Source organism: Acinetobacter sp. ANC 4178 (assembly GCF_004331175.1).
Lineage (GTDB): Bacteria > Pseudomonadota > Gammaproteobacteria > Pseudomonadales > Moraxellaceae > Acinetobacter.
Genome location: NZ_SJOD01000009.1, coordinates 40,859 through 56,138, shown reverse-complemented (window position 1 = coordinate 56,138; position 15,280 = coordinate 40,859). Strand labels below are relative to the sequence as shown.

General features: G+C 43.9%; 15 protein-coding genes. 10 read left to right on the top strand and 5 right to left on the bottom strand.

Going from position 1 to position 15,280, the window contains the following annotated elements; all coding sequences use genetic code 11:
• The first annotated feature begins 47 nt into the window (after nucleotides 1–47).
• The 6 genes from E0H87_RS15680 to E0H87_RS15655 all read left to right on the top strand — a co-directional run bounded on the left by E0H87_RS15680 (nucleotide 48) and on the right by E0H87_RS15655 (nucleotide 5,776).
• Nucleotides 48–1,451 carry an ammonium transporter gene (locus E0H87_RS15680; protein ID WP_131324452.1) on the top strand — a complete coding sequence of 468 codons (1,404 nt, stop codon included), beginning with the start codon at nucleotides 48–50 and terminating at the stop codon, nucleotides 1,449–1,451.
• Nucleotides 1,452–1,591: 140 nt separating this feature from the next.
• Nucleotides 1,592–2,053: a transcriptional regulator NrdR gene (nrdR, locus tag E0H87_RS15675; RefSeq protein WP_131324476.1), complete on the top strand. Its 462-nt coding sequence runs from the start codon at nucleotides 1,592–1,594 to the stop codon at nucleotides 2,051–2,053.
• An 8-nt stretch (nucleotides 2,054–2,061) separates the two neighbouring features.
• A complete protein-coding gene (ribD, locus tag E0H87_RS15670; protein ID WP_131324451.1) occupies nucleotides 2,062–3,147 on the top strand; it encodes a bifunctional diaminohydroxyphosphoribosylaminopyrimidine deaminase/5-amino-6-(5-phosphoribosylamino)uracil reductase RibD in 1,086 nt (361 codons plus the stop codon).
• Entirely contained in the window at nucleotides 3,144–4,433 is a 1,290-nt protein-coding gene (locus E0H87_RS15665; protein WP_131324450.1) for a DNA adenine methylase, read from the top strand. The genes ribD and E0H87_RS15665 overlap by 4 nt, the downstream gene beginning before the upstream one ends.
• A gap of 26 nt (nucleotides 4,434–4,459) precedes the next feature.
• Entirely contained in the window at nucleotides 4,460–5,119 is a 660-nt protein-coding gene (locus tag E0H87_RS15660; protein ID WP_131324449.1) for a riboflavin synthase, read from the top strand.
• Nucleotides 5,120–5,227: 108 nt separating this feature from the next.
• A complete protein-coding gene (locus tag E0H87_RS15655) occupies nucleotides 5,228–5,776 on the top strand; it encodes a VTT domain-containing protein (RefSeq protein ID WP_131324448.1) in 549 nt (182 codons plus the stop codon).
• Between the two features lie 46 nt (nucleotides 5,777–5,822).
• Here E0H87_RS15655 and E0H87_RS15650 read toward each other — a convergent pair whose 3' ends face one another.
• The 4 genes from E0H87_RS15650 to E0H87_RS15635 form a co-directional block, all read right to left on the bottom strand.
• Complete coding sequence (locus tag E0H87_RS15650; RefSeq protein WP_131265361.1) at nucleotides 5,823–6,041, bottom strand: hypothetical protein; 219 nt, start codon at nucleotides 6,039–6,041, stop codon at nucleotides 5,823–5,825.
• Nucleotides 6,042–6,171: 130 nt separating this feature from the next.
• Complete coding sequence (locus E0H87_RS15645; RefSeq protein WP_227547378.1) at nucleotides 6,172–6,807, bottom strand: hypothetical protein; 636 nt, start codon at nucleotides 6,805–6,807, stop codon at nucleotides 6,172–6,174.
• A 22-nt stretch (nucleotides 6,808–6,829) separates the two neighbouring features.
• Complete coding sequence (locus E0H87_RS15640) at nucleotides 6,830–7,237, bottom strand: DNA polymerase III subunit chi (protein ID WP_016168493.1); 408 nt, start codon at nucleotides 7,235–7,237, stop codon at nucleotides 6,830–6,832.
• The gene (locus tag E0H87_RS15635) at nucleotides 7,230–8,678 is read right to left on the bottom strand and encodes a leucyl aminopeptidase (protein WP_131324447.1); all 1,449 of its coding nucleotides are present in this window, start codon (nucleotides 8,676–8,678) and stop codon (nucleotides 7,230–7,232) included. Before E0H87_RS15635 ends, E0H87_RS15640 begins: the two co-directional genes overlap by 8 nt.
• Before the next feature lie 159 nt (nucleotides 8,679–8,837).
• On the opposite strand from E0H87_RS15635, the gene lptF reads away from it, so the two are divergent.
• From lptF to E0H87_RS15615, 4 genes are all read left to right on the top strand, one after another.
• On the top strand, nucleotides 8,838–9,938 hold the full coding sequence (gene lptF / locus E0H87_RS15630) for an LPS export ABC transporter permease LptF (protein ID WP_131324446.1): 1,101 nt from the start codon (nucleotides 8,838–8,840) through the stop codon (nucleotides 9,936–9,938).
• Nucleotide 9,939: 1 nt separating this feature from the next.
• On the top strand, nucleotides 9,940–11,010 hold the full coding sequence (lptG, locus tag E0H87_RS15625; RefSeq protein WP_131324445.1) for an LPS export ABC transporter permease LptG: 1,071 nt from the start codon (nucleotides 9,940–9,942) through the stop codon (nucleotides 11,008–11,010).
• Between the two features lie 121 nt (nucleotides 11,011–11,131).
• Nucleotides 11,132–12,679, top strand: coding sequence for a 2,3-bisphosphoglycerate-independent phosphoglycerate mutase (gene gpmI / locus E0H87_RS15620; RefSeq protein WP_131324444.1), 1,548 nt, complete (start codon nucleotides 11,132–11,134; stop codon nucleotides 12,677–12,679).
• Nucleotides 12,680–12,702: 23 nt separating this feature from the next.
• A complete protein-coding gene (locus E0H87_RS15615; protein ID WP_131324443.1) occupies nucleotides 12,703–13,869 on the top strand; it encodes a S41 family peptidase in 1,167 nt (388 codons plus the stop codon).
• On the opposite strand, the gene E0H87_RS15610 is transcribed toward E0H87_RS15615, so the two are convergent.
• Nucleotides 13,870–15,279, bottom strand: a complete 1,410-nt coding sequence (locus tag E0H87_RS15610; protein ID WP_165493984.1) for a sigma-54-dependent transcriptional regulator — start codon at nucleotides 15,277–15,279, stop codon at nucleotides 13,870–13,872.
• Nucleotide 15,280: the final 1 nt, after the last annotated feature.

Here is a 15,280-nt window from a genome sequence, read left to right as displayed (position 1 = left end):
GTTTGCAGAGTATCGAGTAACTCGCAAAATTAGGTTGGGGGACACGAATGAAAAAAATGCTACTCGCGCTGAGTCTATCAGGCGCACTTTTAGGTGGTTCTGTTGCTTGGGCTGAAGAAGTAACAGCATCTGCTCCATCAGAAGAAGTCACAACAACAGTGGAAACGGCTGCAGCAGCATCGCCAGATGTACAAGCAGTTGCGACACCTGCTCCAGCTGAAGAAGTTGCAGCTCCTGCGGCTAAAGAGCCAACCCTCGATACGGGTGACACAGCTTGGATTTTAGTTTCTACCGCATTGGTCTTGTTAATGACCATTCCGGGTTTGGCGCTTTTCTACGGCGGTATGGTTCGTAAGAAAAACGTATTAAGCACTATGGCACATAGTTTTGTTGCCGCAGCAGTAGTGAGCCTTGCTTGGGTAATTGTGGGTTATACACTTGCATTTACTGAAGGAAATGCCTTTATCGGTGGTTTTGATAAGGTCATGCTGTCAGGGATTACCACAACAGCATTAACAGGCACAATTCCTGAAATTCTCTTTGTTATTTTCCAAATGACTTTCGCCATTATTACCGTTGCCATTATCAGTGGTTCAATTGCAGAACGTATGAAATTTGGGGCGTTTGTGGCATTTATCGCGATCTGGGTGGTTGTGGTGTATGCACCAATTACCCACTGGGTCTGGGGTGGTGGTTGGTTATTTAACGATGGCGCACTTGATTTTGCGGGTGGTACAGTCGTACATATTAACTCAGGTGTTGCGGGTCTAGTGGCTGCATATATGTTAGGTAAACGTATGGGGCTAGGTCGTGAATCTATGGCACCGCATAACCTGACATTAACCGTGATTGGTGCAAGCCTTGTTTGGGTGGGTTGGTTTGGTTTTAACGGCGGTTCAGCACTAGGTGCAAATGGTTCCGCAGGTTATGCACTGGTTACCACACAAGTTGCAGCAGCAGCAGCGGCAATTGCATGGTTAATTACTGAAAAAGTGGTACGCGGTAAAGCATCTGTACTGGGTGGTGCATCTGGTGCGGTAGCAGGTCTGGTTGTGATTACTCCTGCGGCTGGTTTCGTGACTGTAGGTGGTGCCTTGGCGATGGGTCTGATTGGGGGTGTGGTTTGCTTCTGGGGGATTACTGGTCTGAAACGTGCTCTTAAAGCAGATGATTCATTAGATGCTTTCGGTTTACACGGTGTTGGCGGTATTGTGGGTGCGATTCTCACAGCAGTCTTTGCCAGTGAATTCATCATGGGGGATAAAGCTCCTGCAAATATGATGAGCCAATTATGGGTTCAAGTTGAAGGTGTACTTGCGACCATCGCTTACTCTGCAGTATTAACTTTTGTGATCTTGAAAGTCATAGATGTGGTGATTGGTATCCGTGTTGAAGCTGATGATGAGCGCATGGGTCTCGACTTAAGTCAACATGGCGAACGCATTGAATAATTTTCTTACGATATAATCAATATATTGTGTAAAACAGCCCGAAAGGGCTGTTTTTTTTCCATATCTAGCGTAATGCTCTACAAAAACCATAATTTTTGCTACACTCAGAATTCAAAAATGTTTTGTTTAATTTAACCGCCATGCATTGTCCTTTTTGCAACGCCGCAGACAGTAAAGTCATCGACTCGCGCTTAGCCGCTGAAGGCTGTCAAATTAGACGTCGCCGTGAATGTATTAGTTGCGGTGAGCGTTTTACCACATTTGAAAGTTATGAAGTGGTGATGCCACGCGTGATTAAATCGGACGGTAAAAATGAGCCTTTTGACGAAGCCAAGCTCCGCCGTTCATTAATGCATGCATTACAAAAGCGTCCCGTCACACAAGAACAAATAGAATCTGTACTGAGCGATATTCAACTGCATATTCGCCGTTTAGGAGAACGTGATGTGAAATCACGCACCATCGGGGAAATTGTTATGCAAGCTTTATTTGCCTTGGATCATGTGGCTTATGTACGTTTTGCTTCGGTTTATCAGGACTTTCAGGATGTGGAAGCTTTTCGTCGGCAAATTGAACAAATGCAACATCGTGAACATGAATGAGTATGCCCATGTCTGAGTTAAACCAAGACCAAGTCTGGATGCAGCGCGCTATTCGCTTAGCACAGCAGGGGCAATACTCCACCAAACCGAATCCAAATGTGGGTTGCGTGATTGTCAAAGATGGACAATTGGTCGGTGAAGGCTTTCATCCACGTGCGGGACAACCCCATGCAGAAGTGTTTGCAATTCGCCAAGCGGGGGATTCAACACATGGCGCAACGGCTTATGTCACTTTGGAACCTTGTGCGCATTATGGTCGAACTCCGCCTTGTGCTAAAGGCTTGGTCGAAGCAGGAATTAGACACGTTGTCGTTGCTTGTTCCGATCCTAATCCCTTAGTGGCAGGGAAAGGTATTCATATTCTTCAGGAAGCAGGCATTCAAGTCCGGACTGGGGTGTGTGAGGCTGAAGCTGCAGTGTTGAATCGTGGTTTTCTTAAGGCGATGGCAACAGGTTTGCCTTATGTGCGCTTGAAAGTGGCTTCCAGTTTAGATGGTCGAACCGCAATGGCATCCGGGGAGTCGAAATGGATTACTGGACCTGAGGCTCGATTGGATGTTCAGCACTGGCGTGCCATTTCAGGAGCAGTGATTACAGGCATTGATACAGTGCTAGCAGATGATTGTTTATTAAATGTACGTCACTTGCCAGACGTAGAAGATATCAATACCGTGGTTCAACCCAAACGCGTTATTTTAGATCGACAAGGTCGCTTACCTTTAGATGCCCAGATTTTACAACAGCCCGATACAGTCATGGTGATGGGACCTTTCCGTCCTGAACTGGCGCAGTTGGGTGTGATCCAGTTAGAAATTCAATCTTTAGAAAGTTTGTTAAGAACGCTAAAAGATTTTCAAATTTACGATGTGTTGGTCGAAGCGGGTGCAACCTTATCCAGTGCTTTTCTCAAGCAGGGTTTGGTGGATGAACTGATCAGTTATGTTGCACCCACCTTATTAGGTCAATCCGCACGTGCAATGTTTAATGCAGAGTTTGAGCATTTGGCTGAGCAACTTCGATTTAAGCTCATCAATGTTTCCCAAGTGGGCAATGATGTGCGCTTAAGGCTAACACCCATTCAAGAGTCTATATGAATCAAGAGTCTACGGTTTATCATAAACGACGTCACGCGGCACGGACCACAGACGAATACTTATTTCATCAATTGGTTCCTTACTTAGGAAACAAGCGTCGTTTATTACATCTGATTTTAGAGGCACTTGAGCAGACGGGAACCTTGAATGTCAAAGGTCGTTCGCCTATTTTTGCTGACTTTTTTGCGGGTAGTGGTGTGGTCTCCCGTTTGGCACGCCAGAATGGTTATCGTGTGATTGCCAATGACTGGGAACCCTATAGCCATGCCTTAAACCATGCCATTCTGGCCTGTACGGATGCACCTGCATTTAAGGAATTGGGCGGCTATCAAAAGGCAATTGACTATTTAAACCGTCTGCCAGAAGTTAAAGGCTGGGTGACACATAACCTTTGCCCACGCAACGATGAAATTTACGATCCTGCCCGTGACCGATTGTTCTTTAAACGTCGTAATGGCATGCGGATAGATGCGATTCGTCAGCAAATTGCCACTTGGCAAGCGCAAGGCGCGATTGATGATGTGGAAATGAGTGCTTTGTTGGCGCCATTGTTGTATTCCGCCAGTTTTGTTAGTAATACCAGTGGGGTCTTCAAAAGTTTTCATCATGGTTGGGGCGGTAAAACCCAAACTGCCTTGGAGCGTATTGAATCCTTGCTCTGGCTGACTCCAAGCCGTTTTTGTGAAATCGGTGATCCAAAACGCCCTGCCGCAGAAATGTGGTGTGTCGATGCGCAGCATTTAGCCAATCAGATGAGTGGTTTTGAAGTCGATGTGGCGTATTTAGATCCACCTTATAATCAGCATGCTTATAGCAGTAATTATCATGTGTTAAATGCCTTGACCTTATGGGATCAGGTAGATTTACCCACTCCAGATACCAAAGGCTTTAAGAGTGGTATTGACCGTGCGTGGCGCAAAGAGCGTCCAAGTCCGTACAATTCATCTAAGTATGCCAAAGAAGCCTATGAAAAATTACTGTCCACCATCAATGCACGTTATATTCTGACCAGTTATTCAACCGATGGTAATATTGAAGCTGCCGATTTGCTCAAAGCCAATCTTGAGCGTGGACGCGTCACGCTAGTAACCCAAGATGTGCCGCGTTATCGCGTGAGTAAGCAACGTCAGTCTGAGCGCGCACGGGTGTTAGAATTTATTGTGATTACCGATACCCACGCTAAATCGGGCCCACCACTACGTCAATTGCTCGGTCAACTGTATCATTTTGCGGAATTGGGTGGGGTTGATACCTCGGGTGTGAGTACTCAATTGGCATTGTGGTAAGTCCAAATTCAAAAAAGAGAAAGATTATGTTTACAGGAATTATTGAAAGCCTTGGTCGAGTCGAAAGCTTGCAAAGTGTCGGTGGTGATGTACGTTTACGTATTCAAACGAATTTGGACATGTCCGATGTACACTTAGGTGATTCGATTGCCACCAATGGAATCTGCTTAACGGTGATTGAATGGGGTGACAATTGGTATGCCGCAGATGTGTCACGTGAAAGTTTGAATCGAACAACTTTGGGTCACTGGAAAGTTGGTCAACCAGTCAATGTAGAAAAAGCCATGTTGCCGACCACACGTTTTGGTGGGCACATTGTCAGTGGCCATGTGGATGCCGTGGGTGAGATTACCTTAGTGCGTGAAGATGCGCGTTCACTCTATTTTGAAGTGACGGCACCTGTAGAAATTGCCAAATATTTGGCCGAGAAAGGGTCGGTGACAGTAGATGGCATCAGTTTAACGATTAACCATTTGCGCGGTAATATTATTAGCCTGAACTTAATTCCACATACGGCAGAACGCACCAATATTGGCACGTGGAAAACGGGTTCTAAAGTGAATTTGGAAGTCGATGTCTTGGCGCGTTATATCGAACGTTTATTGCTGGGTGATAAAGCGGCAGAGACCCAAGCACAGTCAAAAATCAGTATGGATTTCTTGGCGGCAAATGGCTTTTTAAAATAAAAAGTATATATCGGATGCGAAAACAGCCTAAACTACAGGGCTGTTTTCATTTCTATTCGAGTGAAATAAAGCACGTGATACTTAAATTGATTAGCGTAGATTTATGTAATGCTTGATTTTTTTCTAAATCTAGAACAAATGCTGCCGCTTTTATTGTCGCAGTATGGCATATGGATTTATGCCATTTTGTTTCTCATTATTTTTGCGGAAACAGGCTTTGTCTTTATGTTTTTTCTGCCAGGCGATAGTTTATTAATTGCCGTAGGTGCTTTGTGTTCATCCTCTGCCATTATTCAGCTGCATAGTATGGGAATATTACTCATGACCGCTGCCATATTGGGCTATGCTGTGAATTATTACACTGGAAAAAAGCTGGGTTTTAAGTATTTACATCGTCATTCCCGTTGGATAAAGCCAGAGTATTTGAGTAAAACCAATCATTACTTTGTTAAACATGGTGGCAAGACCATTATTCTGGCGCGGTTTATTCCCTTTGTGCGTTCGTTTGCTCCTTTTGCTGCGGGTGCAGGCGAGATGAAACTTTCCCGTTTCATGTGGTACAACACCATTGGAAGTTTAATCTGGATTGGTATTCTACTGAGTATTGGTTATGGTGCGGGTAATATCTTTTTTGCAACCCTTGAGTTCATCGAGTGACCCGTTCAAACAAGTCACTCAATTCTACGGGGCGAATATTTAAAGGTTAATGCTTAATAATGGTCACGACAGGTTCATCATGCCAAGTTGCACTGAATCCTTGTGGGGAGAGGCTAAAAAGTCCTTTTTCCGACTCGCGCGAGAGAAACACCGAAAGTGATTGAAAATCGGCGCGGCTAAGCAGTAGTTTTTGAGCAGAAACAATCCATTGTTCGCCTGAATCGAGAGCAGCAATGCGGTGAGAAACGTGGTTCAGCAGGTCCATTTTTTCTTCCTAATTTATTGATATGTCAATTTTTGGCGTCAACACTTCAAAGTTTTGTTTTAAAGTGATGACCATGTTGTGACATTTATGTGTCATTTTCATGACACTCCTCAAATTGGGAGTAGAAAAATTAAACAGTTGGTTTTACATCAGAAAAATTAGAATTATGTAATATGTATTCAATTTCTTCTTGTGCTGCGGTACGTAATTTATTACGGAATTTACTTACAGCTTGTTCAATGTGGGCTTCAGCTTCAAGTTCTAAGCGTAAGCGTACAGTTTCTAATTCAGACAAAATTTGTTGATCTGAAACATGCACCATGCCTGGGGCAAAGTTCAGATTTTGGTGACTATCATTGACGTGATAACGCTCGGCATAGTGCAGCGTTTCTTGTTCAATATGCTGGCGCAAGTGGTCTAAGGTCTGTGTTTGCTCCGCAAATTGGCGTTGTTCATCCGCAAAGAGTTGTTGTGCATATTGTTCAGCCGCCGCACGTTTATTGGCCAAGGATTGCTCTAAAGCCAATTGACGACGAACTCGTGCTTCTTCAATCAGCCGTGCTTTTAGATCGGCATAGGCTTGTTCAACAGTTTGCTGCGCTTGTGCTTGTGCTTTCTGATCAGCTGCGAGCCAGAGCTGTGTTTGTGTCTCGGGCTGTAATAAATCACAAATATGATTCAGATCATCCATAAATGTCTGACGTACAGCTTCAGGCGCTTCTAGCCAGCGCTGTTTAAAATCTGGACCGACATTTAATGCCACCATATTTCTCCCTAAGGTTGAACAATTAAAGCTTGAAAGTTTGAGGTTCAATGCCTAAGCGTCGATATTGTTTAAATTTTTCACGACCGAGCTGTTTGGCTGAATCATTATTCTCAATAATTTCTATAATTTGGCTAAATTCATGAAATTGATCAAGTGCCTGATTGTTAAAATTAAACACAATCCAATCATTTTCTGTGGGTAAGCGTGCCGAGATGCAGACATTTGCATGTTCTTGGTCAATACCATGTCCAATAAAGCTGGCTGCATCGAAACTCCATAAGCGTTCATCCAATTGCTGCTGTAATGCAGCATCGGGGCAATAGAGCCAAATCCGTTTTGGTTGACGCAGAATTTTACGACACAAACGGCAAGTACTTTCGACTTGCCGTTCTGGACTTTTTTCAAACAGATAAAAGCTAACTTTAGCCATTCGTATTAACACGGTTGGCTAAGAATTGCATTAACAACGGTACTGGACGGCCTGTTGCACCTTTGCTGCTGCCCGAAAGCCATGCAGTGCCTGCAATATCCAAATGTGCCCAACGGTATTCACGGGTAAAGCGTTGCAAGAAGCAAGCAGCAGTCACTGCGCCTGCTTTTGGACCACCAATGTTACCAATATCAGCAAAAGGTGAATCAAGCTGCTCTTGATAATCATCAATCACAGGCATACGCCATACACGGTCAAAGCTGGTCTGACCTGCGGCATTTAATTCAGCAGCGAGTTCATCATCTGGGGTAAACATGCCTGTTAAAACAGAACCTAAAGCCACCACACATGCACCTGTTAAGGTCGCAATATCTATCACCAATTCAGGGTTAAAACGTTTGATGTAGGTTAGGGTATCACAGAGTACTAAACGACCTTCGGCATCGGTATTTAAGATTTCAATCGTTTGCCCGCTCATGCTGGTGACAATATCCCCAGGGCGAGTTGCATGACCTGAAGGCATATTTTCTGCAGCAGCAATTGCACCTACCACATGAATCGGCAATTTCGCTTCACATAAAGCACGTAAAGTACCGAGTACAGAGGCTGCACCACACATGTCGAATTTCATTTCGTCCATACCTAGACCAGGTTTGAGTGAAATGCCGCCCGTATCGAAAGTGACGCCTTTACCCACCAAAACGATTGGTGCTTGATCTGGCTGACCTTTGTATTCAAGGGTAATAATTCGACCCGGACGGTCTGAACCACGGCTGACTGCTAAAAAGGCAAACATACCCAGATCTGCCATTTCCTGTTCATTGATCACGGTAACTTTGAGTTGCTCTGGGTATTGCTGTGCCAAAGCCAAAGCTTGATCGGCTAAATATTCAGGAAAACAGATATTGCCCGGACGGTTGCCCAAGTCGCGTGCATAATTCTGACCTGATTGGATGGCTTGAATTAGGCTTAATTGTGAATTATTTAAAGGACTTTGCGTAGCAATCAGTCCAATTTCATTGAGTAAAAATTCATTCTTTTTTGATTTAAACTCATCATAGCCATAAGCGGCTTGAGTCAGGCTTAAGGCAAATAAATAGTGGAATGCTTCAGGTAAAGCATTCAGATCAACTTGAATCTGCTGATATTTTTTTTGTGAAGATTTGATAATGCTTTGTGCAATTTTTGCTAATTTTGCAGGCTGTAAATCTTCAACTTTGTCGAGTCCAATTAGAACAGCATGTGCAAAACCAGGAATCTTTGCCAAGAGTGGTAAAGTTTCGTTCAATCCAGCTTTAAATTGCGTGGCTTGCGCAATCTGCTCTAAGTCATTGATTTGATATGTTGCTGCGATCTGAGCAAGCTGAGTATTGTCGGCTAAAATGAATAAAGCCTGATCAGTAGTGGGAGTAGGTAGAGCGGTATTCAAGCTGAGTTTCATAGGGGGTCTTCACGCCTTTGAGAGTTTTAAGTCATTCAGCCATTGAAACATTTTTATGGTTCGAGTTTCAATGCAGAAGCAGGGGAATAGGTTTTATATTTTGAACATTCGGGTAAACTAACAGTAGTTTTTACTCTTTTTGAAATTGGAAGAATCAATTTGATTATTCGGCGTTATTTAGTCAAGCAAGTGGTGTCTACCTCATTGGTTGTAATTGCCTTATTGACCTTAATCATGATGGGTGGCCGATTAATCAAATACTTCGGCATTGCTGCTCAAGGTCGTTTAGATGCAGGTATTTTATTTAGCATCATTGGTTATCGTTTGCCTGAATTTTTAACGCTGATTCTTCCCTTGGGTTTTTTCATGGGCTTAATGCTGGTTTTTGGTCGTTTATATGTCGATCATGAAATGGCGGTCTTGAATGGTAGTGGTATTAGTCGTCACCGATTAGCACGTTTGTTAATTCCGATGACAGTGGTTTTCATGTTGTTGCAAGCCGGTCTAATGCTGTGGATGTCACCATGGGGTTTGCGACAGTTCTACCAGTTAACCAATACTCAAGCGGTGCGAACAGGTTTTGATTTAGTGCGCCCGAAAGAGTTTATTTCATCAGGACCCTATACCATTTATGCGGGGGATTTATCTGAAGATCGGCGTAACCTAAAAGATATTTTCTTCTACCAGCGTGCCGAAAAAGAAGGTAAGCCTGATGTGATGATTCTGGCCAAAGAAGCGACACGGGTAGAAGTGGCAAATGATACTGCCAATGTAGTTGATTTGGTACAAGGTCGTCGGTATGAAATTTATCCAGGTCAACCCAAATATACCCAAGCCGAATTTCAAAGTTATCGTTTGCGTTTAGAAAATAATGCAGAAGCCAAATTTGAAAGTAGTGAAGTTGAAGCCTTAACCACGGGGAAATTGTGGCAGAATCGCAATGATCCAGTTGTTGCGAGTGAGTTGGGTTGGCGTATTTTTGTCCCATTGGTGATGATTGTGGCATTGGCATTGGCAGTGGCTTTGTCTGAAGTGAGTCCACGTCAGGGCCGTTATTTAAAACTGTTTCCTGCATTATTAATTTTTGCCAGCTTAATTGTCGCGATGATGGCGATTAAAACCCGTGTCAGCAAACAGGAAATGGGAATCTGGGCCTATCCGCTAGCGCTCTTTGTCTATGCTATGGCCGCCGCGATTTTCTCACGTAAGCAAAAATTAGCTCCAAAAATTAAGAAACAGATTCAGCGAGTGAGGTCTTAAAATGTTTGCACGTCGTATTGTCGCAAAACATGTGACTAAGACCACAGCCTTTGCCATGTTGGGGGCGACAGCGGTCTTGTCGGTATTACAGATTCTATTTACCTATTTGGGTGAATTGAGTGAGCTGAATGATACGTATACCGCTTGGCAGGCCCTCATTTTTGTATTGTGGGGTGCACCACGCTATCTGTATGAGATTTTACCGATTGCTGCTTTAATTGGGGCTGTATTGGGTTTGGGCACCATGGCATCCAACAGTGAATTGATTGTGATGCGTTCCATTGGGATTAGCCTATGGCGTATCGTGGGTTGGGTGATTCGCTCGGCTTTAATTCTGGTGGTTTTATCCTTTGTCTTAAGTGAGTGGGTGATTCCCTATACCAATGAACAGGCCAAGAGCGTAAAAAGTCACCGGAGTGCTGCGGCATTAGGTGAAGTAAAAGGCTATTGGACTCGCGAAGGGCAGCGCTTTATTTATATTGATTATGCCAATTCACAAGGCCAGTTGCGGAATATTCAAGTGGTCGATTTTGACCAAGAATATCGTTTGAATAGTGTATTGGATGCCCAACAAGGACAATTTGTTCAAGATGGGCGTTGGAATTTAAAAGACACTGAACAGGTCGAAATTCAGGATGCCGGCAATGCGGTCAAACGCGATGCAGCTCAACAACCTTTGGCTTTGGCATTGCAACCTAAATATGTCCATATGGTCACTATTGATCCTGAAGATTTATCCCCAAGCCAACTGGTGAGTTTTATGCGATACATGCAGGAATATAGCCAAGTGCCGAAAGCTTATCAGTTGGCATTCTGGCAAAAAGTGGGTTCGCCCTTTGCTTTAATTGCCTTGGTTCTGATTGCCTGTTCTTTTATTTTTGGACCATTACGCCAACAATCGATGGGCTTTCGTTTGGTGATTGCCTTATTTATTGGGCTAGGTTTCTTTTATCTACAGGACTTTCTGGGTTATGCCAGCTTGGTCTATAGTCCATCACCTGCTTGGTTCGTCTTTGTCCCGATTGTCATTATGTTTGTGGTCGGTGGTTATTTATTGCGCCGTGCTCGCTAGGAATTTGTACAGATTAGAGAAAACGATCTGTACAAGTGAGTTTAACCCTGTCGCATACGTGGAGTCTTGCACGAAAATTCGGTAAGATAGTGCGACCAATTTATAGACAAGAGTGTAAATCATGACGGATGCAATTGCTGGCAAAGTCCCCCACGTATTGGTAATTATGGATGGTATTGGACACCGTGAAGCGGTTAAAGATAATGCCTTCCTTGCAGCACAACGACCAAACTTGACTGCTATGCAACAAAAGCATCCGCATGGATTGATCTCGGGTTCTGGTGAAGATGTTGGCTTGCCTGATGGACAAATGGGCAACTCAGAAGTTGGTCATATGAATTTGGGTGCTGGTCGTGTGTTGTATCAGGACTTTACGCGCATTACCAAAGATATCCGTACTGGTGCTTTCTTTGAACAGCAAGTATTGATTGATGCGGTTGAAAAAGCCAAAGCCGCTCAAGGTGCAGTCCACATTATGGGCTTGCTCTCACAAGGCGGCGTACATTCACACGAAGACCATATTGTGGCCATGGCAGAGCTCGCACTCAAGCGTGGCGCTCAGGTGTATTTGCATGCGTTCTTGGATGGTCGTGACACACCACCGAAAAGTGCGCAGCCTTCATTAGAAAAACTTGATGCTTTATTTGCACAATATCCAAATCAAGGGCGTATTGCCACACTGATTGGTCGTTACTATGCCATGGATCGTGACAACCGTTGGGATCGTGTTGAACAAGCCTATCGTTTATTGACAGAAGGTGAGGCGGTGCGTACGGCTGCAACGGCAGTTGAAGGATTGGAGCAAGCATACGCAGCCGATGAATCTGATGAATTTGTCAAAGCTACACGTATTGGCGATGTGGCTAAAGTTCAAGATGGTGACAGCATTGTATTTATGAATTTCCGTGCGGACCGTGCACGTGAAATTACCAAAGCTTTTGTCGAAAAAGATTTTGCGGGCTTTGAGCGTAAAGTGGTTCCGAATTTATCAATGTTTGTCATGTTAACGCGTTATCAAGCGACCATCGAAGCCCCTGTAGCCTATATGCCTGAAGCGTTGCATAATTCATTGGGTGAATACCTGTCTAATTTAGGTAAAACTCAGTTGCGTATTGCGGAAACAGAAAAATATGCGCATGTGACGTTCTTCTTTAGTGGCGGTCGTGAAGACGAATATCCGGGTGAAAAACGTATTTTAATCCCATCACCAAATGTTGCGACTTATGATTTAAAACCAGAAATGAGTGCTTATGAAGTGACCGATGAATTGGTTGCGGCAATTAATTCTGGTGAATATGACCTCTTGGTGGTGAACTATGCCAATGGTGACATGGTGGGGCATACGGGTGTATTCCAAGCAGCAGTAAAAGCTGTAGAAGCGGTGGATACCTGTTTGGGGCGTGTTTACGATGCTGTGATGGCAAATAAAGGTCATATGCTGATCACTGCCGATCATGGTAATGTGGAGCAAATGCAAGATTATGTGAGCGGGCAAGTTCATACTCAACATACAACAGAATTGGTCCCATTTATTTATGTGGGTCCAACGCAAGCCACGATTGCAGAAGGTGGTGTGTTAGCGGATGTTGCCCCAACTTTATTAAATTTGATGCAATTGCCTGTTCCCGCAGAAATGCAAGGTCGCAATCTCATTACCCTACAAGCCTAAGTCGGTTTTTCACAGGTGAATCAATGACACAACACTTGAAATTTGTTATTCCCTTAACAGCGTTATTCATGTGTTGTGGTCATGCGATAGGCGCGGTGAATGAGACTGACACCGCTCCAGATTTTGACGAAGTCGAACAAAATTATCCTGAAGTACCTGTGGAGTCGATTCAGCAGTTTGTCCAGATCTATGGGATTGTCAAAGACAATTATGTCGATAATAAAAATGATGAACAACTGTTTCAGCAAGCCATTCAGGGCTTGGTGAGTGGTTTAGACCGCTATTCTCGTTATTTATCGCCCGAAGATTATAAACAGTTGGTGCAATATACCGATGGCGACTTGGCTTCGGTCGATTTTAATTTAAGTTATGACAATCAGCGTCAATGGAGCATTCAAGGACTCAAGCCAGAAGCCGACGCCTATAAGCAAGGCTTACGCAATGGTGTTTCCGTTTTCAAAATGGATGATCAAGAATTAAGAAAGCTGAACCGCGAACAGGTCAATGCGTTATTGTATGGTTCAATTGGCTCGACTTTAAGTGTGCAATTGGGACAGACCACCAAGCCCATCAGTTTGGTTCGGACCAAGAAAATTGAAACAGACATTGAGGCACAACTGCTACATAACCAAGTGCTGCTGCTTAAAGTTCGCGTGTTTCAACAAGATACAGCCAATGAAATTAAGCGTTTAATTGAAGAAAATAATCCATCTCGTCTTAAGGCCGTGCTGATTGATTTGCGAAATAACCCCGGTGGTTTATTGTCTGCAGCAGTGGAAACGGCAGACCTGTTTTTAAATCAGGGCATTATTGTCACTACCAAAAGCCGTTCTGAAGGTAATCAGCAATTTCAAGCTCTACCTAGCTCAGAGTTTCAGAATCTTAAAGTCGGTGTATTAATTAATGCTCGATCTGCATCTGCAGCAGAAGTTTTTACGGCTGCGATGAAAGAGCATCGTCGTGCGTGGGTGATTGGGGAAAAAAGTTATGGCAAAGGAGTGGTACAGAAACTGTTCCCTTTGTCGAATGGTGCTGCGCTACAAATGACGGTATCCCATTATTACACCCCATCAGGGAAGATGATTGAAGGGATTGGCATTCAACCCGATCAGCAATATCCCTTGCAACATGACATGAAAGAAGAGACCTATCTAGAGCATGTTGCAGAGGTTATTGCGAATCGCCGTTAATTATTCATCGGTATCCAGTCCAAATTTTTTCAGGCGATAACGCAAAGAGCGGAAGGACATCCCCAGTTTTTTGGCGGCCAAAGTACGATTCCAATGCGTAATATTCAACGCATTCAGCAGAATCTCTTTTTCAATATTTTCTAAATACAGTTCCAGACCTTCATCCGGCAATTTTCGAGGTGCGAGCGTTAATTCTGAAGGCGTTGTCAGCATTTGCTCGATCGACGATACTGGTGCATGGATGCTGCGGCGCAAGGGTGCACTTTGTAAATGCTGAACATCAATATAATCCTCATCACTTAAAGTAATGGCGCGCTCGATGATGTTACGCAGTTCACGGACATTACCTGGATAGTATTGTGCCAATAAAAAATCTTTTGCACGAGTCGTTAATATTTTGACTTCAATTTCCCATTCACGGCAGACTTTGTGAATAAAATGTTGGGCAAGAATTAAAATATCCTGACCACGTTCGCGGAGTGGTGGCAGAACCAAATCCATCACATGAATGCGGAAAAATAGGTCTTGTCGGAATTTACCTTGTTGAACCAGTGATTCTAAGTCTTGGTGGCTAGCACTAATCACACGGAAATCGACATCAATTTCAGTATCTGAGCCAATGGGGCGGATGGCCTTTTCTTGTACTGCACGGAGCAATTTGACTTGCATATTCAGAGGCAGTTCAGCAATTTCATCTAAAAATAAACTACCGCCATGTGCCGATTGAATTAAACCTTGCTTATCTTGTGTTGCGCCAGTAAAGCTGCCTTTTTTGTGCCCAAATAACTCACTTTCGAGTAGGTCGGAAGGAATCGCGCCACAGTTAATCGCAATAAAAGGGCCTTCATTGCGATTACTGAGGCGATGGACCAAGTTCGCAACCACTTCTTTGCCTGTGCCAGATTCACCCGTAATAAAGACGGGCGCTTGTGAACGAGCGATCTTTTTTAATGTCACGCGAAGTTGTTGGATCGGTAAGGATTGACCAATTAGCATGCGTTGTTCAAGAGCATCTTCGCAAGAAGCCTGTTGTTGCACAGGATTGTTCAGAGCCTTTTGCAACAGTTGTTCAAGGTGGGTTTGTTTGATCGGTTTACTGACAAAGTCAAACGCACCCGCTTTGAGTGCGGCAATCGCAATGTCCATATTGCCATAGGCGGTCAGCACTGCGACAGGTAACTGTGGATAGCGTTGAGAAATCTCCTCAACCAATTCCAAACCACTCCCGTCTGGGAGATTTAAATCCGTAAAACAAACATCATAGTGATGTTCAGACAACATTTTTTTGGCCTGTGCTAAACGATAAGCCACATGCGTTTCGATCCCCATACGGCTGAGCATCATTTGCATCAGCGTACATAGGTCTTCTTCGTCATCTACAAATAAAACGAGTGGTTGTTGCGCCACTATA